This is a genomic window from Vibrio sp. TRT 29B02, assembly GCF_050113655.1.
Classification (GTDB): Bacteria; Pseudomonadota; Gammaproteobacteria; order Enterobacterales; family Vibrionaceae; genus Vibrio.
In genome coordinates this window covers 39999-66933 of record NZ_JBNJOJ010000009.1, presented here as the reverse complement: position 1 = coordinate 66933, position 26935 = coordinate 39999, and the positions used below count along the sequence as shown (strand labels likewise).

General features: G+C 44.7%; 26 protein-coding genes. 14 read left to right on the top strand and 12 right to left on the bottom strand.

Features of this window, described 5'->3' with window-relative positions; genetic code table 11:
* Positions 1-92: 92 nt before the first annotated feature.
* From ACQEXT_RS07500 to ACQEXT_RS07490, 3 genes are all read right to left on the bottom strand, one after another.
* The gene (locus tag ACQEXT_RS07500) at positions 93-662 is read right to left on the bottom strand and encodes a YceI family protein (protein ID WP_426951320.1); all 570 of its coding nucleotides are present in this window, start codon (positions 660-662) and stop codon (positions 93-95) included.
* Between the two features lie 69 nt (positions 663-731).
* A complete protein-coding gene (locus tag ACQEXT_RS07495; RefSeq protein WP_426951318.1) occupies positions 732-1268 on the bottom strand; it encodes a cytochrome b in 537 nt (178 codons plus the stop codon).
* 140 nt (positions 1269-1408) lie between these two features.
* Entirely contained in the window at positions 1409-1657 is a 249-nt protein-coding gene (locus ACQEXT_RS07490; RefSeq protein ID WP_426951316.1) for a DUF2164 domain-containing protein, read from the bottom strand.
* Positions 1658-1760: 103 nt separating this feature from the next.
* Between ACQEXT_RS07490 and ACQEXT_RS07485 the strand changes: the two genes are divergently transcribed.
* From ACQEXT_RS07485 to dcuC, 4 genes are all read left to right on the top strand, one after another.
* Complete coding sequence (locus tag ACQEXT_RS07485; RefSeq protein ID WP_138971237.1) at positions 1761-2396, top strand: hypothetical protein; 636 nt, start codon at positions 1761-1763, stop codon at positions 2394-2396.
* A 73-nt stretch (positions 2397-2469) separates the two neighbouring features.
* A complete protein-coding gene (locus ACQEXT_RS07480; RefSeq protein WP_426951315.1) occupies positions 2470-3261 on the top strand; it encodes a lipase family protein in 792 nt (263 codons plus the stop codon).
* Between the two features lie 259 nt (positions 3262-3520).
* Positions 3521-4336, top strand: coding sequence for an EAL domain-containing protein (locus tag ACQEXT_RS07475; RefSeq protein WP_426951314.1), 816 nt, complete (start codon positions 3521-3523; stop codon positions 4334-4336).
* A gap of 283 nt (positions 4337-4619) precedes the next feature.
* Positions 4620-5987, top strand: a complete 1368-nt coding sequence (dcuC, locus tag ACQEXT_RS07470) for an anaerobic C4-dicarboxylate transporter DcuC (RefSeq protein WP_426951313.1) — start codon at positions 4620-4622, stop codon at positions 5985-5987.
* Positions 5988-6045: 58 nt separating this feature from the next.
* Here dcuC and ACQEXT_RS07465 read toward each other — a convergent pair whose 3' ends face one another.
* Together ACQEXT_RS07465 and narQ are read right to left on the bottom strand one after the other, a co-directional pair.
* Positions 6046-6678: a response regulator gene (locus ACQEXT_RS07465; protein WP_138971224.1), complete on the bottom strand. Its 633-nt coding sequence runs from the start codon at positions 6676-6678 to the stop codon at positions 6046-6048.
* Positions 6665-8398, bottom strand: a complete 1734-nt coding sequence (gene narQ, locus ACQEXT_RS07460) for a nitrate/nitrite two-component system sensor histidine kinase NarQ (RefSeq protein WP_426951311.1) — start codon at positions 8396-8398, stop codon at positions 6665-6667. The genes ACQEXT_RS07465 and narQ overlap by 14 nt, the downstream gene beginning before the upstream one ends.
* Positions 8399-8642: 244 nt before the next feature.
* Here narQ and napF point away from each other — a divergent pair, with 244 nt between their 5' ends.
* The 6 genes from napF to ACQEXT_RS07430 all read left to right on the top strand — a co-directional run bounded on the left by napF (position 8643) and on the right by ACQEXT_RS07430 (position 13219).
* A complete protein-coding gene (napF, locus tag ACQEXT_RS07455) occupies positions 8643-9125 on the top strand; it encodes a ferredoxin-type protein NapF (RefSeq protein ID WP_426951309.1) in 483 nt (160 codons plus the stop codon).
* A gap of 13 nt (positions 9126-9138) precedes the next feature.
* Complete coding sequence (locus ACQEXT_RS07450) at positions 9139-9453, top strand: chaperone NapD (RefSeq protein ID WP_426951308.1); 315 nt, start codon at positions 9139-9141, stop codon at positions 9451-9453.
* Complete coding sequence (gene napA, locus ACQEXT_RS07445) at positions 9450-11939, top strand: periplasmic nitrate reductase subunit alpha (protein ID WP_426951306.1); 2490 nt, start codon at positions 9450-9452, stop codon at positions 11937-11939. Before ACQEXT_RS07450 ends, napA begins: the two co-directional genes overlap by 4 nt.
* 66 nt (positions 11940-12005) lie before the next feature.
* Entirely contained in the window at positions 12006-12461 is a 456-nt protein-coding gene (locus ACQEXT_RS07440; RefSeq protein WP_426951305.1) for a nitrate reductase cytochrome c-type subunit, read from the top strand.
* 29 nt (positions 12462-12490) lie between these two features.
* Entirely contained in the window at positions 12491-13069 is a 579-nt protein-coding gene (locus ACQEXT_RS07435; protein WP_269374808.1) for a NapC/NirT family cytochrome c, read from the top strand.
* Positions 13070-13081: 12 nt separating this feature from the next.
* Positions 13082-13219, top strand: a complete 138-nt coding sequence (locus ACQEXT_RS07430; protein ID WP_138971215.1) for a TIGR02808 family protein — start codon at positions 13082-13084, stop codon at positions 13217-13219.
* 82 nt (positions 13220-13301) lie between these two features.
* Here the strand turns inward: ACQEXT_RS07430 and galE are convergent, their stop codons facing one another.
* The 4 genes from galE to ACQEXT_RS07410 all read right to left on the bottom strand — a co-directional run bounded on the left by galE (position 13302) and on the right by ACQEXT_RS07410 (position 18890).
* Positions 13302-14318, bottom strand: coding sequence for a UDP-glucose 4-epimerase GalE (galE, locus tag ACQEXT_RS07425; protein WP_426951304.1), 1017 nt, complete (start codon positions 14316-14318; stop codon positions 13302-13304).
* Positions 14319-14402: 84 nt separating this feature from the next.
* A complete protein-coding gene (locus ACQEXT_RS07420; protein WP_426951387.1) occupies positions 14403-16370 on the bottom strand; it encodes a diguanylate cyclase in 1968 nt (655 codons plus the stop codon).
* Entirely contained in the window at positions 16370-16867 is a 498-nt protein-coding gene (locus ACQEXT_RS07415; RefSeq protein ID WP_426951302.1) for a YfiR family protein, read from the bottom strand. Before ACQEXT_RS07415 ends, ACQEXT_RS07420 begins: the two co-directional genes overlap by 1 nt.
* Complete coding sequence (locus tag ACQEXT_RS07410; protein WP_426951300.1) at positions 16857-18890, bottom strand: TonB-dependent receptor plug domain-containing protein; 2034 nt, start codon at positions 18888-18890, stop codon at positions 16857-16859. Before ACQEXT_RS07410 ends, ACQEXT_RS07415 begins: the two co-directional genes overlap by 11 nt.
* A gap of 172 nt (positions 18891-19062) precedes the next feature.
* Between ACQEXT_RS07410 and ACQEXT_RS07405 the strand changes: the two genes are divergently transcribed.
* From ACQEXT_RS07405 to ACQEXT_RS07395, 3 genes are read left to right on the top strand one after another with little or no spacing between them, the layout of a single operon-like run.
* Positions 19063-19815, top strand: coding sequence for a 5-oxoprolinase subunit PxpA (locus ACQEXT_RS07405; RefSeq protein WP_426951299.1), 753 nt, complete (start codon positions 19063-19065; stop codon positions 19813-19815).
* A complete protein-coding gene (locus ACQEXT_RS07400) occupies positions 19815-20522 on the top strand; it encodes a 5-oxoprolinase subunit B family protein (RefSeq protein WP_426951298.1) in 708 nt (235 codons plus the stop codon). Before ACQEXT_RS07405 ends, ACQEXT_RS07400 begins: the two co-directional genes overlap by 1 nt.
* Entirely contained in the window at positions 20519-21451 is a 933-nt protein-coding gene (locus ACQEXT_RS07395) for a biotin-dependent carboxyltransferase family protein (RefSeq protein WP_426951297.1), read from the top strand. Before ACQEXT_RS07400 ends, ACQEXT_RS07395 begins: the two co-directional genes overlap by 4 nt.
* 22 nt (positions 21452-21473) lie before the next feature.
* Here the strand turns inward: ACQEXT_RS07395 and ACQEXT_RS07390 are convergent, their stop codons facing one another.
* The 3 genes from ACQEXT_RS07390 to ACQEXT_RS07380 form a co-directional block, all read right to left on the bottom strand.
* A complete protein-coding gene (locus ACQEXT_RS07390) occupies positions 21474-22913 on the bottom strand; it encodes an FAD-dependent oxidoreductase (RefSeq protein WP_426951386.1) in 1440 nt (479 codons plus the stop codon).
* A 286-nt stretch (positions 22914-23199) separates the two neighbouring features.
* Positions 23200-25641: an ABC transporter permease gene (locus ACQEXT_RS07385; protein ID WP_426951296.1), complete on the bottom strand. Its 2442-nt coding sequence runs from the start codon at positions 25639-25641 to the stop codon at positions 23200-23202.
* Positions 25642-25643: 2 nt separating this feature from the next.
* Positions 25644-26315 carry an ABC transporter ATP-binding protein gene (locus ACQEXT_RS07380; protein ID WP_138971206.1) on the bottom strand — a complete coding sequence of 224 codons (672 nt, stop codon included), beginning with the start codon at positions 26313-26315 and terminating at the stop codon, positions 25644-25646.
* Here ACQEXT_RS07380 and tesA point away from each other — a divergent pair.
* Entirely contained in the window at positions 26314-26913 is a 600-nt protein-coding gene (tesA, locus tag ACQEXT_RS07375) for a multifunctional acyl-CoA thioesterase I/protease I/lysophospholipase L1 (protein ID WP_269374818.1), read from the top strand. The genes ACQEXT_RS07380 and tesA overlap by 2 nt on opposite strands.
* Positions 26914-26935: the final 22 nt, after the last annotated feature.

Here is a 26935-nt window from a genome sequence, read left to right as displayed (position 1 = left end):
GCTAGAAGTTTTGGTCGGGAAATAAGTCGCTTGACCAAAAAAAGCCCCTTAGCTCAGGCTAAGGGGCTTTTTTGTCACTTCCGCTGCTGGTGTTATTTCTTAACACCTTCAACGTGCAGTTCCATGTCTACATAACTTGATGCACCCATCACTGCGATATTGAAGTCTGCAAGCTCAAGACGCGTTGTGCCGTAGAAGCCAGCACGCTCATTACCCCAAGGATCTTGACCTGCACCAATGAACTCAGCGTCAATTGTAATTGGCTTAGTCACACCGTGAAGATTCAGTTCACCATTTACAGCCAGTTTGCCCTCGCCTTTATCAACAACACTGGTACTGGTAAAGGTTGCTGTAGAGTACTTAGAAGCGTCAATAAAGTCTGAACTACGAATATGTTTATCACGCTCTGCATGGTTCGAGTCTAAACTTGTCGTATCAACATTTACCATTACTTTTGATGCCGCTACGTTAGCAGGATCATAAGAAAACTCACCATCAAACTTGTTAAAACGACCTTTGATAAAACTGTAACCTAGGTGGCTGACTTTAAAGTTAACTGAAGCGTGAGCACCTTTAGTATCGATCATGTAATCTGCTGCGCTCGCACCAAAAGGCAATGCCATAACCATAGCCAGTCCTGCAGCAAAAATTGTTTTTTTCATTATGAAGCTCCTATCATCTTACGTAGCGTGTTGTTTTTCACGTTTTTGATAACGTTGTGCACGTAATAACTAGTTTATGCCTAGCATTTTACGTAACGTATTGTCTTTATTAATAAAGTGGTGTTTTAAAGCTGCAATTGCATGAACAGCAGCAAGAATAATGAGTGCCCAAGCCGTATAGAAATGAACCTGACCAGAGATATCTGCCTGATTTTCAAACAGAGCCCCTAGCGCGGGTACACTAAACCAGTTGAAAACGTCAATCGCTCGGCCATCTTCCGTCGAAATCAAATATCCCGACACAAACAGCACGATAAACAGAACGTACATCGCCATATGAGCCAATTTGGCGCCAATGATTTCTAGCGGGCTGCCTTCAGTTCGTGGTGACGGCGTCACTAATTTCCATACAAATCTAAAGATGGTTAACCCTGCTAGCAATAATCCAACTGATTTGTGCCAGTGCGGTGCGGTCTTATACCACTGACTGTAATAGGATAGATCGACCATCCACAGTCCGACACCGAACATGGCGATCACCACAATCGCTGACAACCAATGGATTGCTCTTGCTACTGGGTTGTAATTTTTTACGTCTGATTTCATTCAACAGCCCTATACCTTAGCGTTACTTTTGTGCTCTTTAGACTACATTTCCCGTCTTTCTTGCAACAGATTATTTACTATTCTTTACTTTCACGACATCCGTTGGTGTTGATTAAGTCGTTCAAAAAATTTGAAGGAACTTAATAATCACTCAATTGCTCGGCTTGATAGATTTCATCGCCAATATCTAACATTCTTCTTTCCATTATCGCTTGCGCATCAGATAGGCCTTTGTTGTAAAAAGCGCCACCAAAATTCTTGGTAATAAACTCAAGCAGAAATTCACTATCGAATTGTCCAATTTCAATATCAAGTTCGTCTTCTAAGTAGTTCTGAAGCCGCTGCGCCATCGCCTGTTTTTGTTGTGATGTAAATTCAATCTTAGACATAAACCCCTAAAGCTCCACAAGTTTTAATCGATTAAGTGTAACGAAACTTTATCGCAGCATGTTAGTCTAGTTACGCTTAGTGCTTATTATGGAGAGATTGATCTTGTTATTGGATGTATTAGTACAGAGCGTCAACGAATTTCAGGCTGACTGCATGGCGTTATGTGAAAAGCACTACCCAACAATTCACAATAAGGGGATGAACGAGCATCATTTGGGTTTAGCCTTTGCGCGTCGTCTTTCACGCACGCTGAATGAGTTTGGTCATGACTACGACTATAAGTCTCTTGATACGGTAAACAACATCGATCTTCCCCATCACTATCGAGTCAGTTCAGAAATAGGCACGGTGTGGATTTTGACTTCTCACCTTGTTAGCGCTGGGCCTTCATGTCGTAAGAAGCTGTTTAAAACCATAGCCCATTGGCAAGAAGAGTATGGATACGCCGTCCAACCGAACGATCTATTACTATTACTTACTGACCATTGGATAACGCGTAGCAAACAGAGTCGAGAGTTACTACATTGGTGGACAGGTCAATTACCAGACGAGATAGATGAATACCGTGTTCAGGGGATCACTCTGTATGAAAGTGAATCTCTACTGGCTCAATCTCTAGAACAGCATTTTAGCCTCAGCCCTTATTTCGTAAAGTTTACCCATCCATTAAAGCGCGCTACGGATAAACAGCTGGTACGTAAATACATTCAGCTCTATTCAGTCATACAACTTAGTTAAACGCCGTCATGTCATCGTAAGGTCACGTTCTCCAACAATACTACTCCCTCTTTGTCGAGATAAAGAGGTTGAAGTGAAAGCTCTTAAACGCTACCAGTACGAACGATACGCTATTTTGTGTAATCTCGCCTATCGTCCTGCCATTAGGCAAACTCAATTTGGTTTTTCGCCTAGAGGACAAAGGGTTATCCATAATCGCTTTGGTCAGCCAATGATTCGTGTGCTGTGGAATGATCAACAAGAAGAAGTCATCGTTGTCATTAAAGGGTCTCACAATCCCTACGACTGGTTACTCAATCTCGCGATTTGGAAAAGATCGCCTCATGATCATACCCTGTTGCCATACGCAATTCATGCGGGCTACTTCTATTTGCTTAATCAAGAGAGCAATCCGAATAAAAACAGTGACCATTTAGGAACCACAGTTATAGATAAACTGCTCGACGTACTCTCCCCACTCATTGAACAAGGTAAACGGGTGACTTTTACAGGGCACTCTTCAGGGGGAGCTCTGGCTTGTGTTATGGCTGATTGCGTCGAGCGAATGCATCCACACAGGATCAAACGAGTAGTGACATTTGGCCAGCCAGCGATAGGGGGTGGTTCTTTTACCCGACACTATCTACTCTCCCATAAAACCTATCGTATTTGCTGTGATCTCGATATCGTCACTTTCTTACCCCCAATCCCTCTAGCCTACCGTCATGTGGGTAAGTTGCTCTGGCTCTATAATGGAAAAATTCACGAAAATACACCAACGATACGCCGGCTTGTGCTATCGATTATTTCTTGGGCAATACGCCCTTTTTCCTATCATTTGATGTCCAAATATATTCGCAATAAAGATTTTTTTGACGAACGATAGTATCGCCCGCTAATTTCCCCTCTAGCGTGGACAAAAACGCATCAAACCATGTTTACTACTTAGCCACTAATGACAAAACGTTCAGTTAATCTGTCTGCTAGTAAACGATTAATTAACCAATAGTTGGATATGCCTTCAAAATTCGAGTCTTTAGCCCAAAGTTTAATTGACAGATTTACGGCCGTGTCAATATTATGTCGCAATGTTGAGAACAACCCACTGTGGTTAACTTTGTCGATTATCGAGGTCTATTGTAGGTATGATTCTATCCACTAAGCAGCAATTTGTGGATTGCCTTTCCATCAATGAAAATTCGCAGTACGTCGGCACTTATAAAGACCTAAAACTCAATAGTGTGTTCCAACCGATTTTCGACCGCCAGGACCAAGTTATCGGTGTTGAAGCTTTGGTAAGGATTCACCGTGAAGGACATGGTTGCGTCCGCCCTGATCTCTTTTTCCATTCTGACCAGACTGACTTTGATGACAAGATCAATGTAGAGCGTTTAAGTCGAGTCATTCACATTCGAAACTTTGCGCGTTCAAAATACCGTCATCTGCAACTCTTCCTTAATGTCCTCCCGTCTGCTGGGGAATATCTCGCCATCGAAAGTATTGATTCTTGCTTGCTCAATCAGCGTCTCAAAGCTCTTGAGCTAAGTAGCTCGCAAATTGTCATGGAAGTGATTGAACTCGCTGCATCGAGTGAAGAGAACCTGCGCCGAGCGATGGACAAACTTGCTGAGAATAAGTTCACAATCGCAGTAGATGACTATGGTATAAATGCCTCAAACCAAAAACGGGTTGAAGCGTTAAGACCCGGAATAATAAAAATTGATCGTACATTGATGCTATCGTGCATGGACGGCGATAAAAGCGGCTTGCTGTCTAGTATTAACCTTGCAAAAAAACTCAATGCAAAAACGGTAATTGAGGGTATTGAGACTCAACAGCAGCTTGATGCAATGCGTCAGTTAGAGATCGATATGTTCCAAGGGTATTTTCTTGCAATGCCGGCTCCACTAGAGGCCATCCATCCGCTCGCAACACACAACTTTGAGCTATTGAGTAAGTAAAATGTGACAAACGGCGATTTAAATAAGTTGTCCTAAAACTCTCGCTGAGAACAATACCTCCTCCCCATTTTGTATATGCCCCATCAATCATTGGCTGTAATTTTAACATCCAAGAAACCACATAATTACAATACATATCTCTAACTGCAAAAGCTTTATCGAATTATTGTTCCAGATCATTAGAACGGCAAATTGCCCTCGTGCCACAAGATAGAATTCTGTACATTCTTTGACATAGTTTGAAACAGTTTCTTTATATTTTTCATATCTTGAGGAGATTTCTATGCTGGAACTCTTGATTGGCCTCGTTGTGACGATCACCGTTGGCTATTTCATTGTCAAAGGCTACAAACCCGCTGGTGTCCTACTCACTGCCGGTATTTTTCTGTTGATTGTTACGGGGATTATCGGCCACACCGTATTGCCCGCAAAGATCACATCAACAGGAAACATGGTCACTGACGCACTAGAGTACGTCAAATACATGCTTCAGTACCGTGGTGGCGGTTTAGGTATGCAGATCATGCTGTTATGTGGCTTTGCTGCTTATATGACTCATATTGGTGCTAACAATGTTGTAGTAAAACAGTTTTCAAAACCACTCTCTGTCATCAAGTCTCCATACGTACTGCTCGTTGCAGCCTATATTGTCGCGTGTCTCATGTCATTAGCCGTGAGTTCTGCAACAGGCCTTGGTGTTCTATTAATGGCAACACTATTCCCAATGATGACGGCTATGGGCATTTCTCGTCCAGCTGCGGTTGCTGTTTGTGCGTCCCCTGCTGCGATCATTCTTTCACCAACGTCTGGAGATGTGGTCATTGCAGCTGAGAAGTCAGGATTAGATTTGGATGTATTCGCCGTCCAAACCGTACTTCCAGTCTCAATCTGTGCGATCATCGTGATGGCAGTAGCCGCTTTCTTTTGGAACAAATACCTCGATCAAAAACAAAACTCTCCAATGGAGCGAGTCGATGTTTCTGAGATTGAAGTAAACGCGCCAGCGTTTTATGCCGTGTTACCATTCTTACCGATTATTGGTGTGTTCCTGTTTAACGGTCGTACTATCCCAGGCCTCAAACTAGACATCTACACCATTGTAGTGCTTTCGATTTTCATCGGCGCTTTGGTTGATTATATTGTTAAGCGTTTTGACGGACAAAAAACCCTTGAAGACCTAGAGTCTTGTTACCAAGGTATGGCTGACGCGTTTAAAGGTGTTGTGATGCTATTGGTCGCAGCTGGTGTGTTCGCTCAAGGTCTTATGTCTGTCGGCGCTATTGATAACCTACTGCACTTAGCAGAAACAGCGGGCGCAGGCGGTATTGCCTTGATGCTGATCTTGACTGGTCTAACAGTTGCCGCGGCCATTGCGACGGGTTCAGGTAATGCGCCTTTTTACGCATTCGTAGAGCTTGCTCCTTCATTAGCCGCTAAAATGGGCCTCAACCCAGCGTTCCTAATCATTCCGATGCTACAGGCGTCTAACCTAGGTCGTACTATTTCGCCAGTATCAGGTGTTATCGTAGCAACTTCAGGTATGGCAAACATCAGTCCGTTCGAAGTCGTGAAACGTACTTCGGTTCCTGTACTGTGTGGTTTGGCAACGGTCATCATTGGTACGATGGTACTGGTTCCAATGAACGCGTAATTCGCCGACTAGGCACTAAAAAGGGCGCTATCAGCGCCCTTTTTTGTATTGGTGACAGTTACTTATTATCACCGTATCGTTCTAGGTATAACACGGTTGCTGCTGTGCGAGACGGTACCTTGAGCTTCTTAAGTAGGCTTTTCATGTGCACTTTCACCGTCGATTCAGAGATAAAAAGTGTGTCTGCAATCTGTTTGTTACGAAAGCCTTTTGCCACTTCTTTTAAGATTTGTAACTCACGGTCTGTGAGTTCATCAAAGACGTCCGTGCTGTTCTCACGTTCGCTAAGATATTTGGCTACTTCTCGGCTGTACGCTTTGTTACCGCGTAACGATGAACGCAGTAGCTCCACCAGCTCGTCAGGTTCCGTATCTTTAAGTAAATAGCCGTCAGCGCCTGCTTTGACGATCGCTTCAATATCTGCCGGGCTGTCTGATACTGTGAGGATAACAATTGCTGCATCGCAACCATCTGCACGAAGTGCCCCAAGCGTATCAAGTCCAGACATCCCCTTCATATTGAGGTCGAGTAACACGAGATCAGGTGTATGCTCATGGTTTTTGGCAACGGCATCAGCGCCATTGCTTGCTTCCGCCACCACATCAAAATCGTCTTCAAAGCTCAAGAGCTGCTGAATACCACGTCTCATCAGTGGATGATCATCCACTAGTAATACTCTACATACGGTCAATGTTCGTTTCCTTAATCTTGGGATACTCTAATAGTATTTCACAACCTTTATTGTCACGACTGTTAACGACAAGATTTCCACTTAATCGAGAGGCGCGCTCTTTCATAATGCTTAATCCGTAATGGTTGAGCTTTTCAATTGATTGATCAAACCCTACACCATCATCACTGACCGAGACTAGGACGTGTGTATCGGTTTCATGACATTGAATACAAATGTGTTGTGCATTTGCGTGCTTTATAGCATTTATGGTTGCTTCTCTTATCAATTGAAGTAGATGTACTTGTTGATTTGCATCTAGTTCAATGGATGATAATTCATTGCTTAAAATGATTTCTGCATCAGTCTGCTCTGCCAACTGAGACGTCATTTCACTCAGTGCGTTTCCAAAACTGCCCTCTTTGATCGTCAATCTAAAGGTCGTCAAAAGCTCCCTTAGCTGGGTGTAAGCCGCCGACAACCCAGTATCAAGTTCAGCAAGAATTGGCGTCGTGTTATCAAGCTCTTTGCTATCAGGTAGTTTAGCAATTCCTCTTTTAAGTAAAGAGACTTGAATCTTGAGATACGATAACGACTGCGCTAATGAGTCATGTAACTCACGGGCAATGGTCGCACGCTCTTCCATCAGAAGCAGTTGCTCAGCCTGTTTTTGCGCCTGATTGTAATAGACTGCCCGCGAAAGTATTTGGACAAAGTTATCGATCAGAGCTTGATCCGGACACGGCAATGATACTTTCCAATAAAGCGTCCCTAACTCCACGCCATCTAATGACAACGGCTGGCTCTGGCAGTTCGAATCGCATCCGGCACATTCGACACCTTGTGTCAGTATTAGTGGACGTTCACCCTCGGCAGTGATTTCTAATTTAACCGCCGCGATGCCTTCTAAGCTTGCAATGTGAGCTAAGATGGCTTCAAAGTTATCCTGACCAATCCTCGAAGCAGTGAGTTCCTGCGATGATTTATATAGTACTTTCAGCGAGTTGTTGGCATGTTGAAGCCTCTGCGTTTTCTCATTAACCGCTTTTTCAAGCCCTCGATACAGCTTACCAAGTTCTGCAGCCATATTGTTGAAAGTGCGGGTTAAAATCCCCATCTCATTGTCGCTCGAAACATTGAGCTCAACGTCAAATGAACGCGATTGGATCTGTTCACTGGCATAAACCAATGCGTTCAAAGGTCTTACGATTTCACGTCGTGTGTAATGAACCACAAAGATGCCGACGATAAGAATCCCACCAAGACCTAATCCGCCAACCCATGCGAGCTTGATCAGTTTCTGCTCCGAGAAGTTTTGTAATTTGAATACAAAAGCATCGATTTGATTGACAAATCCAGCAACGAGGATCAAATAACGATCCCTGTCATGACTCTTTAACACCTGCTTGAGTTCGTGCCAACGTACAATCAGGCGGTAGTAATCATGGGTAATATCGTCGGGTACTGTCCAGCCTTGCAACGCCTTCATCGACGGTGCATAAACAGAACGTTCAAACATGGTAATGTGCGCTTCATAATCAACAGATTGTGACTGGATATCATGCGCAAGTCGATAGCTCTGCATACGCATCGATCCTGCTACGTTGACTGCCTCAGCATCATTGAGACTGGAAGCCAAAGTGATGATGGCAAAACTCGTTGTCGCCACCGAGAGTGCAAGGATAAGGCCCATCGCTTTGGCAATGGTTCTCGTAACGGAGTTTTTCACACTTTTTAACACTGTCTCACCACTTGTTGAATCTATCGCCGATATTTGTTCTACCCAGTTTGTGCGACACGCACAATATGTGATCAAAGCCGTCGGAATTTATTGATCTAAAACAACAACCCCCGCTAATTAACCCCTAAGGGGTATTTATACAAATATGTCAAAAACTACAATTTGTATGAACTTAAATGACAGTTTGTTAATGGCAATTGTGAGCTAAGCTTAGTCTACAATAATTGTGATATTAGGGATTTCAGTGGTCGATCTAGCAAAGCGCAGCTTTTTTTCTCGCAACAAAATCGATGATACCGCAATCAAGCTCCCTTGGTTGGCAGATTCTGGTGTTTTTACAGATTTATGCACCCGTTGCGGAAAATGTGCCGAGAATTGTGAAACGAACATCATTGTCAAAGGTGACGGTGGTTTTCCTACTGTCGATTTTTCGATTGATGAATGCACATTTTGCTATCAGTGTGCCGAAGCATGCCCTGAACCCTTATTTTTGCCTCAATCACAACAACCTTGGAATGCAAAAGCGTCAATCAGCGCAAGCTGTTTGGCGATTAATAATGTCGAATGCCGAAGCTGTGGCGATATGTGCGAAACCATGGCAATCAAATTCCAATTACAAATCGGCAAAGTCGCACAACCGAAAATAGAGTTTGATGAATGTAGCGGATGTGGCGCATGTGTTTCTGTATGCCCTACTTCGTCAATCAATGTGAGCAATTTAGTTTAAACGGAATCGAACAATGTCACTTAACGAAGTGCATATTTCTAGCTTAGTCGTCCACTGCTCTCCTGAGCATCTTAACCAAGTTAAGCAACAGATTGAGCAAAACGATAATGCAGAGATTTATGCTGATAGCCCTGAAGGGAAAATAGTCGTGGTTTTAGAAACGGAAAACCAGGGCTTTATCACCGACACAATCGAAGCAATAAACAATTTACCGAATGTATTGAGCACTGCGTTGGTTTACCACCAAATTGAAAGCAGTCTCGATGACAACGAATTAAACGACAATAACACTGGAACTCAACATTCCCAAATCGAGGGTGAAGTATGAAGATGACAAGACGAGCGTTTGTGAAAGCAAACGCAGCAGCATCAGCAGCGGCAGTCGCAGGTATCACTCTACCAGCGTCTGCGACCAACCTGATCGCTAGCTCAGACCAAACAAAAATTACCTGGGACAAAGCGCCTTGTCGTTTCTGTGGTACTGGCTGTTCTGTTCTTGTAGGGACACAGAACGGAAAAGTAGTGGCTACCCAAGGTGACCCAGAAGCACCTGTTAACAAGGGGCTAAACTGTATCAAAGGCTACTTCCTTTCAAAGATCATGTATGGTCAAGACCGTCTTACACAGCCTCTGCTACGCATGAAAAATGGCCAATATGACAAAGAGGGTGAATTCACTCCTGTCTCTTGGGATGTTGCATTTGACACCATGGCTGAAAAATGGAAAGAAGCACTTAAAAAGCAAGGTCCTTCTGGCGTAGGTATGTTTGGTTCAGGCCAATGGACTGTGATGGAAGGTTACGCAGCCGCTAAAATGATGAAAGCTGGCTTCCGCTCTAACAACATCGATCCTAACGCTCGTCACTGTATGGCATCAGCTGTAGGTGCATTTATGCGTACTTTCGGTATTGATGAACCAATGGGTTGTTATGACGACTTTGAGAACGCAGATTCATTCGTTCTTTGGGGTTCAAATATGGCAGAAATGCACCCGGTACTCTGGACTCGTATTACTGACCGTCGTCTAAGTCACCCACACGTTAAAGTCAACGTGCTATCAACTTACTACCACCGTTCATTCGAATTGGCAGACCAAGGTTACATCTTTGAACCTCAGTCTGACCTAGCAATTGCAAACTTCATCGCTAACTACATCATCCAAAATGACGCGGTAAACTGGGACTTTGTAAACAAACACACCAACTTTAAGCAAGCAGATACTGATATCGGTTACGGCCTACGTGACGATGACCCACTGCAAAAAGCGGCGGCAAATCCTAACTCAGGCAAGATGTCTGCGATTTCGTTTGAAGAGTACAAAAAATCAGTTGCTCCGTACACGGTAGAAAAAGCTTCTGAGATGTCAGGCGTGTCTAAAGAGCAACTGATCGAACTTGCTAAACAGTATGCAGATCCTGACACTAAAGTAATGTCGCTTTGGACTATGGGTATGAACCAACATACTCGTGGTGTTTGGATGAACAGTCTAATCTACAACATCCACCTACTGACAGGTAAGATTGCGACTCCGGGTAACAGCCCATTCTCACTAACGGGTCAGCCATCAGCATGTGGTACTGCGCGTGAAGTTGGTACATTTGCTCACCGTCTACCAGCAGATATGGTCGTAGCAAATCCAAAACACCGTAAGATTGCCGAAGGCATTTGGAACATTCCTGATGGTGTTATTCCTCCAAAACCTGGCTATCACGCAGTACTACAAGACCGTATGCTTAAAGACGGAAAGCTAAATGCTTACTGGGTAATGTGTAACAACAATATGCAAGCGGGTCCAAACATTAACGGCGAACGTCTTCCAGGTTATCGTAATCCAGAAAACTTTATCGTATGTTCTGATCCATACCCTACTGCAACAGCACAAGCTGCGGATCTTGTTCTACCTACAGCAATGTGGATCGAAAAAGAAGGCGCTTATGGTAACGCAGAACGTCGTACACAAGCTTGGTACCAGCAAGTCGGTACGGTTGGCGAAGCTAAATCTGACTTATGGCAGGTGATGGAGTTCTCTAAACGCTTCAAAATGGAAGAAGTTTGGACAGAAGAACAACTTGCGAAAGCACCTCAATACCGTGGTAAGACTATGTATGACATGTTGTTCGCCAACGGCGTTGTCAACAAGTTCCCAATTGAAGAAGCTCGTGAGCTAAATGACGATGCTCACCACTTCGGTTACTACGTACAAAAAGGTCTCTTCGAAGAGTACGCGGCATTTGGTCGCGGCCATGGTCATGACTTAGCACCTTATGATGTTTACCACCAAGTTCGCGGTCTACGTTGGCCTGTTGTCGATGGCAAAGAAACACTATGGCGTTACAAAGAAGGCTTAGATCCATATGCGAAGGCAGGTTCAGGATGGGACTTCTACGGTAAGCCAGATGGTAAAGCACTGATTATTTCAGCGCCTTACGAAGCGCCACCAGAGTCGCCTGATGCTGAATACGACATGTGGCTATGTACTGGCCGTGTTCTAGAACATTGGCACACAGGTACTATGACACGTCGTGTACCAGAACTTTATAAAGCCGTTCCAGATGCAGTCTGTTACATGCATCCTGCTGATGCGAAGGCGCGTGGTATCCGTCGTGGCGATGAAGTTCTGATTGCAAACAAACGTGGTGAAGTACGTGTACGTGTTGAAACTCGCGGCCGTAACCGTCCACCAGAAGGCTTGGTCTTTGTACCGTTCTTTGATGCACGCATTCTGATTAACAAACTGATCCTCGACGCGACTGATCCTCTGTCTAAACAGACTGACTTCAAGAAGTGTCCAGTCAAGATCACTAAGATTGCGTAAGTTTGCATGCCCTGACTGATTCGTCAGTCAGGGATAAGAATTTAGCCGATAGGCGGAGAATGAATAATGAAAAAATTCCTAATTGCACTGTTATCTGTTGGTGCTTTAATGAGTGGTGCGGCTGTAGCTGAGCTTGATAATCCTGGTGGTATTGGTGGCTTAGAATCATTACGTGGCGTGAGTGAATTAGAAGCAACTCGCCCTGCTGATGAGTTTAAAAAATACCCACGTGAACAAGTACTCGACAGTAGCTTTGTTTACCAGCCACCGTTGATCCCTCACAACATTCGCAACTATGAGGTATCTCTGAATGCGAACAAATGTCTCGCATGTCACAGTTGGAAGAATGCAAAAGAGATGGGCGCAACCAAGATCAGTGTAACGCACTACGTTAACCGCGAAGACGCAGTACTGGCTGACGTATCACCTCGCCGTTACTTCTGTCTTCAATGTCACGTTCCTCAAGCCAACGCAAAACCGCTTGTTGAAAATGAGTTCAAGAGTGTCGATGCGCTTAAATAAGCAGCACGTGAGTAAATAAGAGGTTATCTATGAAATTATTGAAAGCGTTTTGGAAACGATTGGCAACCCCAAGTAAAGCTGCGGTCGGTGTAGTTCTATTTATGGGTTTCGCTGGTGGTCTTCTATTCTGGGGCGCGTTTAACACGGGGATGGAGGCAACCAATACAGAGGAATTCTGCTCTGGCTGTCACGCTCCTATCGTTGCTGAGATTCAGGAAACCATTCACTATTCAAACCGTTCTGGTGTACGTGCTATCTGTTCTGATTGTCACGTTCCGCATGAATGGACTGATAAAATTGTGCGTAAAGTTCAGGCTTCAAAAGAGTTGTTCGCTCATTTCGTCACTAAAACGATCGACACACCTGAGAAGTTCCAAGAGCGTCGAGCTCACTTAGCTGAACGTGAATGGGCCCGTTTGAAGAAGAATGACTCCCTAGAATGTCGTAACTGTCACGAGTTTGAATATATGGATTTCTCTGAGCAAGGTCAGCGTAGTGCAAAACAGCACTCTACTGCCCTAGCCTCTGGTGAGAAAACGTGTGTTGACTGTCACAAAGGTATTGCACACAAGCTGCCTGACATGCACGGTGTTGAAGGCTGGCAATAAGGAGCACAGAATATGAGTACTTTAGAATCCGTTATCTGGCATATCCTCGGCTATGGTGCCATGCCTTTTATCATTTTATCTGGCTTTGCGGTAGTCGCTGCAATCTCTCTGTGGATACTATCGCTAGGTAAAGATAAAGAGGTGGAATAACGTTTCCCCTCCGCGCTGAGACAATTTTGCCTATTTTGTATCAAGCGTAAAAAAACCACCGCATTTGCGGTGGTTTTTTTTGCTATTTATTTGGGTAACCCTGTGGATTGTTCGACTGCCATCGCCATGTGTCACTCGTCATTTCTTCAAGAGTTCGCTTCGCCTGCCAACCAAGCTCTTTGCTGGCTTTACTTGGATCAGCCCAACACTCTGCAATATCACCGGGGCGACGCGCGACAATCTGGTAAGGGACATTTTTGCCAGAGGCAAGTTCAAAAGCTTTTACCATTTCAATCACACTGTAGCCATTGCCTGTCCCCAAGTTATAGATATGTAGACCCGACTTTTGACCGACCTTGTCTAACGCGGCAACGTGACCATCTGATAGATCCATCACATGAATGTAATCTCGAACACCCGTACCATCTTTGGTTGGATAATCATTGCCAAATACAGACAAGAATTCTCGACGACCAACAGCGACTTGAGAGACGAAAGGCATAAGGTTGTTTGGAATGCCTTGCGGATCTTCACCGAGTTCACCTGATGGATGTGAGCCAACAGGATTGAAGTAGCGCAAAAGCGTAATACTCCACTCAGGGTTCGCTTTTTGAAAATCGGATAGACACTCTTCAACCATCAATTTACTGCGACCATAAGGGTTCGTCGCACTAGTCGGGAAGTCTTCAGTAATTGGCACACTCGCTGGATCGCCATACACAGTTGCAGAAGACGAAAAAACGAGTGTTTTCACATTAGCCTCGCGCATTGCAGCAACCAAGACCAAGCTACCATTGACGTTATTGTCATAGTATTCCAGAGGCATGGTGACCGACTCACCGACCGCTTTAAGCCCAGCAAAATGAATAACCGCCTGAATGTCATTACTCTTTAGCACATCAACGAGCAGCGCCTTATCGCGGATATCGCCCTCGATAAACATCGGTCGAACGCCCGTTACACCTTGGATACGATCCAGTACGGATGCTTTGCTGTTGTACAAATTGTCAAAGATGACTGGCGTCATACCAGCTTCAATCATCTGTATACAGGTGTGGCTGCCAATGTAGCCCATGCCGCCGGTAACCAAAATATTCATATCACTAACCTTTTGAATTATTAAGGCAAATATTAACCAAAAGTCGGGGTAAAATACAGGATAGGGAGACACTTAGCAGAACAATCAATCCTGATTGATGACAAATCGACCTTTTCCACTCGCCTTGGCTTGGTACATTGCCGTGTCCGCTGCTTTAAGCATTTCGTCCATACTCTCGTCGTAGTCCTCTACAAAGTGTACGCCAATACTAGCACCTACGTTCAAAACACGGCCTTTATAGACAATGTCTTTATGGATCAAAGCGATTAGACGCTCGGACAACACAGAAACTGATTGCTTGGTCGTATTGTTGATTAACACCACAAATTCATCACCGGAGAGCCTTGCGACTAAATCATTGGTTCTCACCTGTGACAAAAGGCGTTCTGATACCTGTTTAAGCACCTCGTCCCCCGCGTCGTGGCCATAGGTGTCATTCACCCCTTTAAACCCATCCAAATCGAGATAGAGTAACGCGAAACCAGTTCTGTTTTCTTGTTCACTTTTGAGTACTTCCGTCAGTACCCGATATAGCTTGGCTCGATTCGCTAGACCGGTAAGGGAATCATGGTGCGCCAGATGTTCTAGCCTTTCCATCTCTTTAAGGTTCGACAAATCGGTTAAAATGTAAACATAGTCAAATGCATTCTCATCGTCATTGTTTACGATACGCGAAACCTTTACGAACATAGGAACTTGATGTCCGTAGATGTGTTTTTCCCATACCTCACCTTGCCATTGCCCATAATTTATTACCGCCTCTTTAATTGTTGGCATAAGAGAGCGGAATTGCTGCCATTCGAAGATATCGTCGGTGTTTTTTCCCAATAATGACTCTTGAGGGTAGCCAAGCAACAATGTCAATGCAGGGTTGACCATAGTAATAACGTCATTTTCATCAGTGACTATCAACGCGTCCTGACTGTGTTCAAACACGCCGGCAGCGAGTCGCTGCCTCTGTAGCGCTAGTTCAACTTCCGTAACGTCCTGAATCGCAAACAGAAGCTGACCTAACTTGGTCAGTTTGGCGCAACTGACTTGAAGTAACTGGCGCTGTTCAAACACATCCTTAACCCAAAACTGTTGGTCGATAAATTCCTGCTGCTGTTTGAGTGCCTGTTTAATGCTCGCCGAGTTTCGCCCACCAATAAAGTCGAGAATATTCGCACCTTTAAGAAACGCACTCGTACAACGGAATACTTGGCAAGCGGCAGCATTAAAATGAATAATTTCACCGGTTGAATTGACCACCACAAGTGCATGTTTTACCGCCTCGACCACTTCATTGGCGAACGATTTCTCTTCTTCCAACTTATCTAATGTGTATTCAACTTGTTGGTCTCTTTGCTTCAATCTATCCAGCATGGTGTTAAAGGCACGAACCAGCGCGCCAATTTCGTCATTGGCCGTAGGGTGTACATTTAGAGTATTTTTCTTTTTGTCGATAAACGAACGCATACCGACATTTAACTGATAGACTGGTTCGACAATGTACTTCTGCACTGTCATGAACAATACAACGCCAGCTAACACCATCAAGAACAATAACATCAGACTATTGAACAACGCGCTATCATAGAGTTCTTGGAAGGAGGATTTCGATATAATTACCCTCAGTTTGGCAATCACTTCTTGTTCTAGCTCGACAGGAACCAGCAAGAAAATATGATCCTTACCGATCGAATACCCTTGTCGGTTGATCTCATTCCGTTGTCCTTCTGTCGGAACTGGTGCTGCAAGGCCTTCTCTCTCATACATAGCGAACAATTGACCGTCAGGAGTGTAGAGTTTAACCCTAGCCACTTCTTCATCCGCAGAGAAAGCATCCAACACTTCCGTCGCGGCTAAACTGTCATCAAATAGAATCGCCGCTTGTAAGTTATACGCCACACCTTTGGCCAGCACACTGACTCGGTTGATTAGATTATCTCTCTGTGTATCCACAGCATGGTAAAACGCGTACCCCTGAGACAATAGGAAAACAAGTCCAGTAAACACGATGATCGGTATGATCAATTTACTTTTGAGTGACAGATCGGTGAGTGATTTCATCATCGCTTCCCCTCAACGTCTGAAACACGTAATAAATTTGAAGATATTCGATAGCTGCCAAGGTTGCCGAGGTTAACTTTGGGTTTTATTCGTCCTGCTTTAGTCGCCAACTCCACGGCGCCGCCGTAGTCAGTAAAACGCGTAACGTCACTGACAGTAACCGTGCTTTTGGGATAAGAGTTGAGCAGCGACAAACTGCTTCTTTGCGATAAATAGACGAGATTACAATTGTCGCTAGTAATACGAATAGGCTTACCTCGTACCATTTTGCCTTGGGTAATCTCGGAGAGTAGATTTCGGATTTTTTCACTGTCGGGAAGACAAATATTGATGCTACCCATCTGCTCCTCCGCTTGCCAATAAATAAAGCTCACGATGCGATAAAGGTAGACGGCCTTAATTTGATCTTCACTATACGGCGCGGCACAAACTTGCTTACTACCCAGAAGTAGTCCAATAACAATAAGCCAGAATGAGCGAAAATGCCTAGTATTCATAGCTCAGCCTCAACGCGACGAGTTCCTCACGCAAGTAAAAACTGTTTATGTCTTCATAGAATCCCTGATTCTCGGCAAGGTTTTGTACCAATAGTTCAACTAACGGCGCACTAGGGTTAGCTTGCCACGCCAACCTCACATCGAGCGTGAGGTAATTGTCCAAATGGGCATTACTCACGTAATTCACCTCTTGCCCGTTGAGCAAGAGGTCAAATTGAATTTGTTGAGTGACCTGCCATAACATTTGCAAAGACGCCAAATGTTGAGAATCTATAGATATGCTTCCTTCTGCACTTCCGTTACTCGTAGACGAAGGCTGCCAATCATGATCTAGGGTGAGATAACTATAACTACCATACAAGGACAAAGAGTCGTTGATCATCCAACGAGTGGCAATTTCTACCCCATAAGAGTCGACAACATAGCTGTAAGTTAACTGGTAGATGTCAATTTGATCATAACCCGGATAACGCCCTTGATATTCGACGCCATCGATATTGTCGTAATGGCTGTAAAACACAGACGCATCAAGCTCGACATTCTCCGTAATTAAGCGATAGCCTATATCGTAGGTAATGACACTTTCTAGATCTCGCTCTGCCGAAGGCAGGGTCAGTTGATAGAAGTATTCAAGATGACGGAAATCACTTGAACAATCTCTTCCTGCTGGACAATACAATTGATTGGCAATGAAAATGGAGTTGGTATCCATATAAGAAGGAGCAACGATACCCCTGCCTACTCCAGCCCATACGCTGCTAATGAAATCAATATCGTAAATGGCTCTTAGTTGCGGAGAAAATTCTAAGTTATCTCCCTGTTCAAAATACTCAGCTTTAACACCCACAACCGTTTTTAGCTTGTTAGTCCATTGTCCTTCATGCTGGATATAACTATTTACAATACTGTCGGCAGCAGAGTCGATATTGTACAAGCGTACATAATAATCCACTGAGTTGAGATCATAGCCCGAGAACTGATGCATTAGATCGAGAGCGACGTAGCGGTAACCACCGCCATAGATAATCTTCTGCCGCGGAGTCAGTTGTGTCGAGAAGTTGAACTCGGCGTCAAAAGTTGAATATTTCCCGGGGGCATCATAAGCAGAGTCGTCGTTTTGTTGAAGCCAGAAGCGATAATTGCTTTCTGTATTGTCTGAGAGAGTTTGGCGAGTATCGAGTTGTGCGTAATAGGAATGACTAGTGATGGTTTCATTGGTATAACTTGTCCCAGTGGCAAAGCCATTAGCGTAGTCAACCGTGAACATATCTTGAATAACGCTACTTTTCTCTCCTCCTAGGCGGAATATCCACTGATGAGGCCGCTCGACAACAATGCCTGCATTGTGCATGTTCCAGCGCGTATCTGGTGTGATGGGCTGGTAGACTTCAGACTTATGCTTATAGTAAGCACGAGCATATGTGTTTGGTGATAGCGATAAACCCTGGCGTACCGAGAGATCATAACTGCCATACTTTTGATAACTAAAGGAGACTTGCCCACCTAACGTTTCCGTCGCTGACTTCGTCACAATGTTAATCACACCGTTTTCCGCATTCCCACCCCAAATACTCCCAGCAGGCCCACGAAGCACTTCTATGCGGTCAATGTCTTCGATCGGATAATCAACATCCGCCCAATAGACGCCACCATATATCGGGCTATAAAGGCTACGTCCGTCTTGAAGAACCAACATTTTATTAAATAGGCCACTGTGAAAACCACGTGAAGAAACGATCGGTTCCGCCGCGGAATAGTGACTCACCCTAAGCCCCGGCACTAGAGTAAGAGCGTCAGCCAACGATCTTGCGCCACTTCGCTTAATCCGCTCTCCATCCAGTACATAAACCGCAGCAGGAATATCAGCCAGGTCTTGAGAGAACTTCGACGCAGTATCAACAGTTACATGCAGTAGGGAAAGTTCTTCTAAACTCATAGATACCAATTCATCGAGATCGCTTTCGCTATGAGCAACCGTCGAAGCTGTGATAACAACAATGGAGAATAGAGATCTTTTATACATTCACGAACCTGAGAATATTAGCAAATTATATTATTCCACTTATCAATAGTTATTTACACAAATAACAAATTAGTTTTTTAAGTTTGTTGGCTAAAAAATGAAACCGATCACTGTTTAATTTAGTGAATTGAAACATGTTACTAGGTGATTTGATTAGGGAATTCTTTCATTGATGATAAAACGTTCAATCAGTCTCAACTGTGATATGGGTGAGAGCTTCGGTTCTTGGACAATGGGTAATGACCGAGCAGTCATGCCACATATTGACATGGCGAACATCGCATGTGGATTTCATGCCTCCGACCCTAAGATCATGAGTGATTCCATTAAACTTGCGATCAAATATAACGTTAAGGTCGGCGCGCATCCCAGTTACCCCGATCTGCAAGGGTTCGGCAGACGCAGTATTCCAATGCCAGCAGAAGAAATTACTGCGATGCTTATCTACCAAATTGGAGCGATAAAAGGGTTATGTGAAAGCCACAACTGCGAGCTCAGTTACATAAAGCCCCACGGGGCACTATATAACGACATGCAAAAAGATATGGTTATCTTTGAGGCCGTGGTTGATGCTGTCTCTAGCTTTAACTTACCTTTAATGACTCTCGCTATCACAGATAATCAACGACTCCTCGACATCGCCGATCGATATGATGTGCCTCTGTTATTTGAAGCTTTTTCTGATCGACGCTATCAAGCCAATGGACAACTTGCGCCCCGCAGTATGCCGAACGCCGTTATTAGCAGCGAAGACGATATTCTCAATCAAGTTCAACAAATTGTTCAGTATGGGAAAGTTCGCACGATAGACGGATTCTCTATTGCTCTCGATGCAGACACGATTTGCGTGCATGGTGATAACGAACAGGGAATCAAAATCATCGAGAAAATCAGATCGTTAATCCAACAAGAGAGGTCGGGCTAATGAACATTGACACGTCCATTGATCCCGTTGCGGAATGTTCAATTTTAATCCGTTTTCATAGTGATCCTAACGACCACCTCTCTTGGGTCATTGGAGAAATCAGTCATTATCTCAGCAACCAGCTTGGGGTCTGGGTGATGAATGTCACTCCCTCCTTTGATTCAATCCTTATTGACTACCTTCCTCACCGCATTTCAATTTTTGAGTTCGTCCCCTATTTGGAAAAACTCGTGACCGAAGCGTTGCATCACATGCCGGAGTACCATCAGCCAGATATCTTAGAGCTGCCTATCTATTATGATGTTTCGGTGGGTCCAGACCTTGAACTCTATACTGAAAAAGGAATAGCCATTGAGGACGTGATTTCACGCCACTGCGATATTGAGTACACGGTAGGTGCGATTGGATTTTCAGCAGGATTTGCCTTTCTTAGCCAAGTTGACCCCGCTATTCAACTGCCACGAAAACGCACTCCTCGGGTATCTTTACCAAAGGGCAGCGTCGGTATCGCGAACCACCAAACCGCGATTTATCCAAGCGATAGTCCTGGAGGGTGGAACATCATAGGCAATTGTCCTATCGACCTTTACCATCCCAATAGTCACCCTATCCTGCCTTTTACTATCGGTACACGTGTACGTTTAAAACGCATTGAATTAGATGAATTTATTAGTCTAGGCGGGCAAATAACTGAGGGATGGCAATGATAAACGAGTGCTACGTTGAAGTCATTAAGCCGGGTCAACAGACTTTGATCCAGGACTTTGGTCGATTTGGCCTTGCGCATTTTGGTATAACACAAGGTGGGCCTGTTGATGACTACGCCTATAGCTGGGCGAACCATTTATTGGGCAACACGGTCAATATGCCCACACTTGAAATAACCTTAGGTCAGGCAGAGTTTCTTATTCATTCAAGCTGCGAAATGGCCATCGCTGGTGGTGATCTTGCCGCACGGCTGGATGAGCAACCACTTGAAAACTGGTCAACGTTTAAAGCGAGCAAAGGTCAACGTCTTACATTTGGACTACCTAAAAATGGCTTACGCAGTTACCTAGCGATTAAAGGCGGATTCATCGTTCCACCTCAATTAGGCAGTGCCGCGACCGTAACGCGAGATCAGTTGGGTGGGTTAACATCAGGCTGTCCACTATCACTTGGAGATGTACTCAAATTTGCGCCGCATGTCCCCCGTCGTCGACCAGTACAAATGACGTTCCGCTATAAACCGGACTACAACCTGCCTATCGAACTACGTCTAATAGAAGGTTATCAAGTAGGTGATTTTACACGTGACGCGATTAATGGGTTGTACAATCTTGAATTTGATGTCAGCCAACTGATCAATCGCATGGGTTATCGACTCTGTGGTAATAAGATTGCAGCGCCGGAAAAAGAATATTTAAGCGAAGGAATTGCATTAGGTTCAGTTCAGATCCCGCCCAGTGGTGAACCCATAGTGCTTCTAAATGATAGGCAGACTATCGGCGGCTATCCAAAAATCGGTTGTGTGGCAAGGATTGACCTGCCTCGCCTTGCGCAAGCGAAACCTGGGCAAAAAGTCCGCTTTGTACGGGGTGATTTACTGGGTTTGCAGGATGTGTGGTGTCAATGGGCACGATTCTTCGGTTATTAGGGCCACGCGGCCCTAATAACCGCTATTGACCATAATATTGAGCGAGTTGCTGTGGATATGTTCTCGCTTGCGCCAGCTCCTTCGCTTTACTCTCAATCTCTGCCTCACTAAGAGCAAGCGTGATCGGATGAAGCTGCTCAATCGTCAGGTCTTGGTAGTGAAACAGTTGCCACTGCTGGACGAGTTTTACCGCCGCTTCGTAGGCTGATGAACCTTTCACCACCTCCACCCGCGCATAATGCTTGCCTTCAAACGTCACATCAGCCGCACGCAATGTGTCATCCTTGCCAGGTATTTGCTGTGCACCAAACAATGGTGTACCGAACTCATGAGCCACGGAGTAATCAGGGATAAATCGCGCCATATGTTCTATTGCACGTCGACTTCGTTGAATAATAACGTCCTCATCCCAGCCTTTGTGGATTTTAGTTTTCAACCGCAGTGGTAAGCTTGGCTGTGATGAATCAGCGCTAGAAGCAACTAAACCATCTTCAAATAATGTGATGTCTTTGGTCATGCCATGCAATTGAAAAATACCATCAGGATAAGGTGTCAGCTGTGCCATTCCGTTTGGTGTGCCACGTGGTCCGTGGAAAATTACTTCAGGCCAAAGTTGTTCGCATTGTGGCCAATGTGTCACATAGGCCGCTTTAAACTCGACCAGACGTTCACGTGGTTTCTGCGCCAAGTCATCGATTGATCCTGTCTCATAACCACAAGCGTTGACCAAGTAATCTACCTGAAGAAACTCAATGTTTCCCTCTCTGTCGATACACTCCACTGTCCAACCTTGCTCTGACTCTTCAACACCTATCACTTGAGTTTGTGCCTTTAGTTGGCAGTTAGGCATTTTTTCTAGAGCCAACGTCGCTGATGCTGCAATTCGAAAAACACTCCACCCATATTCTTGAACAGCAACAACCGGAAATTTTAGCACCTCCAAATCAACATGCTTGGCAAAAGGAATCAGCCATTCATCAATGGTAGTAGGATTTTGAGGTTGCTCTAAGCATGCTAGGGCTTCAATTTCATCACGACTATAAAACTTGTAGTAGTCTGCGGGTTCACCAAGCACTTTGTTGGCTATGTCTTGTTTTACAAGTTCAGCATAGCAGTCTTGAATCGTAATAAGGCGCTCGTACAGCTCTTCTGGCGAGCCTCCATCACTGTATGGCACCGCGATAACCGTTGGACGTTTATTGACGGTTTGCGGATACAAGCGAATGGTGTCGATAGATTGTTTTAGTAGCTCGATACATTGTTCAGTCGAGATCTCTCTGTACAAATTTCCACCAGCATGGAGATGGCATATCGGCGGACCACTGACCAGCCCAGATCCTTTCTCGATTAAGTGTACGTTTAGGCCCAACTCCGCCATGTGGACGGCGGCCGTTGCTCCTGCGATACCGCCGCCAATAATGGCGACGCTAGGGGTGCGAATTTGTTGCGATTCAGATTGCATTAATGTGGCTAATTCGTTCATTCTCAGGATATTTTACTGCCATTAACGAGTGAATAAAATCACAATTTTTGCATGGTGAATTAATGCCATTTTGATGAAAAAAAAATGAAAAAAATGCTTGACTCAAAAATGGTGAAACCAGAAATAATTGCTTCTGTGAATAACAAATCGTTGACGGGCTTTTGCTATTCAGGCTTGTGGCAAATTGTTACTTATCTACAGGCCAAGTTATCCCAAACTTTATCCACCGTTTTTGTGGATAACTGAACAACTTGGCCGAATAGATTTAGCTAACTGCCTTATTTATAGGGGTTAGTAGGCCTTTTATTAGGCTGTTAACCACCAGCGCCAATGTGAAAAAAGTACCTAACGGCAGTGTAATCCACAGCACGAGATGTAGGTTGGGCTTAAGATCAAATCCGTACACCATCAGAGCCCCAACGACAGCTTCTGATCCGATTGATGCGATTAAAGCCGCAATCAAAGACATCAATCCATATTCAGCCCAAATGGTTTGTTCTACACGCTTTTTACTCGCTCCTAGCGTCCGGTAAAGTTGAATTTCATCCTGTCGCTGCCCTAGGCTCAAACGCAACAAGGTGAAAATCAACAATAACCCAGACAATACACCGATTGCTGCCAGCAATGTTATCGACCAAACAATCTGTTCAAGCAGTTGTTGAATCTTTGCGCCCATTACTCGTATATCCATCAGACTGACTGTGGGGTATTGACGAGATAAACCATTGAGCAATTCGTTGTGGCTATCTTCAACCCGAAAACTCACTAAGTAAGTAGCCGGTATGTTAGCCAGTACGTCTTTGGTAAAGATAAAGTAAAAGTTAGGCTTCATATCCCGCCACTCAACAGAACGAATCGAGTTAACGGTTGCCGTCACGGTTTGGCTATTAATGACAAAGCCTAATTCATCGCCAATAGATAAGTTGAGTTCATTGGCCACATCCTGTTCGACGGACACACCATTGCTTTCACTCCATTGACCTGTGATCAACTGATTATGGGCCGGTATGCCATCAGCAAAGGTAAAGTTTATCTCTCTTCTCAACGCGTCACTCGACTCAGGACCATTGGCCAGCGATTTAGCATCAACCCCGTTAATATCAAGTAAACGACCGCGAATGATTGGATAGTCTTGGGAACGCTCAATAGCGTTATCATCCAGAACTTTCAAGTACCCCTCTTTTTCGTAAGGTGCGATGTTGAGGGCAAACGCGTTGGGGGCATCTTTGGGTATGGTTCTACTCCAATCGGATAGCAGATCGGTTCGTACTAGCCACATCGTTGCCAGCAACATCAAAGAGAGAGCTAAAGCACCGAACTGGATTCCTGTCGCTGACATAGAACGATTTATTCTGCTCAACGCTAACTTGAGCGGAGGAGACAAAGGCATCTTAGCGAGTGATTTTGTAATCACTACACTCAGTAGCCCTAACACAATGAACAATACGCCCATTCCGGTTAACACTATCCACACCAATAAATTGTCGTAATACGCGACTAACATGGGGATTAGTGGGAACAAAAGTAACAGATATCTTTGCTTACTTTGCAGAGAATGTTGCTCAGCTTGCATCACATTTACCGCACTGACGTTAATCAAATTGAGCAGCGGAATTCCTAACGCAGGAATGGCAATCAGAATACTGGTGGTTATTGCTATTATTGCCGGTTTGATACCATAGCTAGGCAGTGGATTAGGTAATAAATCGACCAATGGTATTCTTAGCAAAAACTCAAGCAGTATGCCTAAAGACGTGCCCAGAACAATAGCAGAAATAAGAAGAATGGATACCTGAGTCAGCAACCAGCGAGTTAACCAACGTTTGCTCGCCCCTAAACTCTTGAGCATCGCAATGGTTCTTTTCCTCGTTGCTACGTAGTGTTGGCAAGTTAACACCAATGTCGTCGCTGCCATGATGATCACGATCGCCACTGTTAGGGAAAGGTATTGTTCCGTTCTCTGAAATACTTCATTGGTTCGGCTAGCACTATTTTGGTCACGCCAACGGTCACTGGGTGTCAATGTGACGTTCGCTTTGAGCTGTTCAATCTCCGACGGGTTCCCGTCAATGAACAGGCTGTAGCGAACTCTGCTGCCGATTTGCACCGCACCTGTTTTACTTAGATCATCACTATGAATAAACGCAGATGGCATTTGTTGAAACGGGTTAAAACTCAGTCCGGGTTCCTCGACTATTCGCCCGCTGACGGTAAAATCCGCGTCGCCAACTGTGACAGCGTCACCAATTTCAACTTGTAGCTGTGCAAATAGCCGTTCGTCTAGCCAAAGCTGCCCTGGTTCCACTTTTGAATATTCAGCCTTGTCATCACTCAGTCGCATCTCCCCTTGCAGCGGGTAGCGACTATCAACAGACTTAACGGTGATAAGTTTCATCGCATTGTCGCTAAATGCCATGGTGGCAAAACGTGTCTGTTGTGACGCAGTGAGACCACTTTGTTCTACGAGCTTTGTGAGCGTGATAGGCAAAGGGTTTGACGAGCTAAATACTGTGTCTGCGGTCAATGCTTGCTTACCCTGCTTGACCACCACTTGTTCCATTCTCTCTGCAAGCGCGGTGAGGGCAAATATACACGCGATGATCATCACCAATGCAATCGAGACTGGCCATAATTGGCCTTGTCTGATCTCGCTAATGCTCCAGCGTATCATCTGACTGTTAAATGCGCCGTAATTTGATTTCCCCATCACTAAGCCTCCAGCTTGCCTGCTTTCATGGTCAACACCCTATCGCAACGTTGCGCGAGTTTCTGATCATGTGTCACCAACACCAGTGTCGTACCATGCTTTTTATTCAGTTCAAACAGTAGCTCAATGATCGTGCTCGCCGTTTGTTCATCTAAGTTACCCGTTGGCTCGTCGGCAAACAGTACTTTAGGCTGAATCATAAAAGCACGTGCCAAAGCGACGCGCTGCTGCTCCCCACCGGATAACTGCGTTGGAGAGTGATGGATACGATTTCCAAGCCCTACAGATTCAAGTAACGTCGTCGCCCTTTGCTTATCTTCGCTTTCACCTTTCAGCAAACAAGGGAGAGTGACGTTGTCTAACGCGCTAAGGCTCGGGATGAGTAAAAAACTTTGAAACACAAAGCCAACCGATTCACTGCGAATAGCCGCTCTCGCTTCATCATCAAGCGTGTGTAACGATTGTCCTAGAAGGTTCACTTCACCACTGGTGGGGATGTCCAAACCTGCCAGCAATGTCATCAGTGTCGATTTTCCAGCACCAGATGTCCCTACAATAGCGACGCTTTCTCCTTCCTTGATGTCTAGATTGACGTCTTCAAGGATTGTTAATTGCTCTTGTTTAGTAGAGACTATCTTAGACAATGAGTGTGCTTTAATTACGGATGTTTGCATGTTTCGACTACTTTCCTTTGTACTTTTACTGACTTTTATTAATCCTGCGTATAGCAAAACCCTGATGATTCTCGGTGATAGCCTTAGCGCTGGCTACCAAATGCCGATCGAGCAAGCATGGCCATCTCTTCTTACGCAAGATCTCGCCAATAAGGATCAACATGTTACCGTAATCAATGCTAGCATTTCTGGCGACACAACGGGCAATGGTTTAGCACGTCTTCCTAAACTGTTAGAGCAGCACAAACCTGACTACGTCCTAATAGAACTTGGAGCCAATGATGGACTGCGCGGCTTTCCACCAGGTCTGATTGGAAACAACTTATCACAAATGGTGACATTAATTAGGCAAACAAATGCCAAACCACTCATTATGCAGATCCATGTACTGCCAAACTATGGCAAGCGTTACACTGAAGCCTTTTCAGCCGTTTATCCTTCATTAGCCGCAAAGCTCGATGTCCCTTTACTGCCCTTTTTTCTTGAAGGTGTGATTATCAAACCTGAGTGGATGATGGACGATGGCCTTCACCCTAAGCCGGAAGCACAAGCTTGGATTTCAAGTTTTGTTGCTAATCAGTTAATTAATCACTTCTAGTTGCCCTAGCTCAATGAAGTTT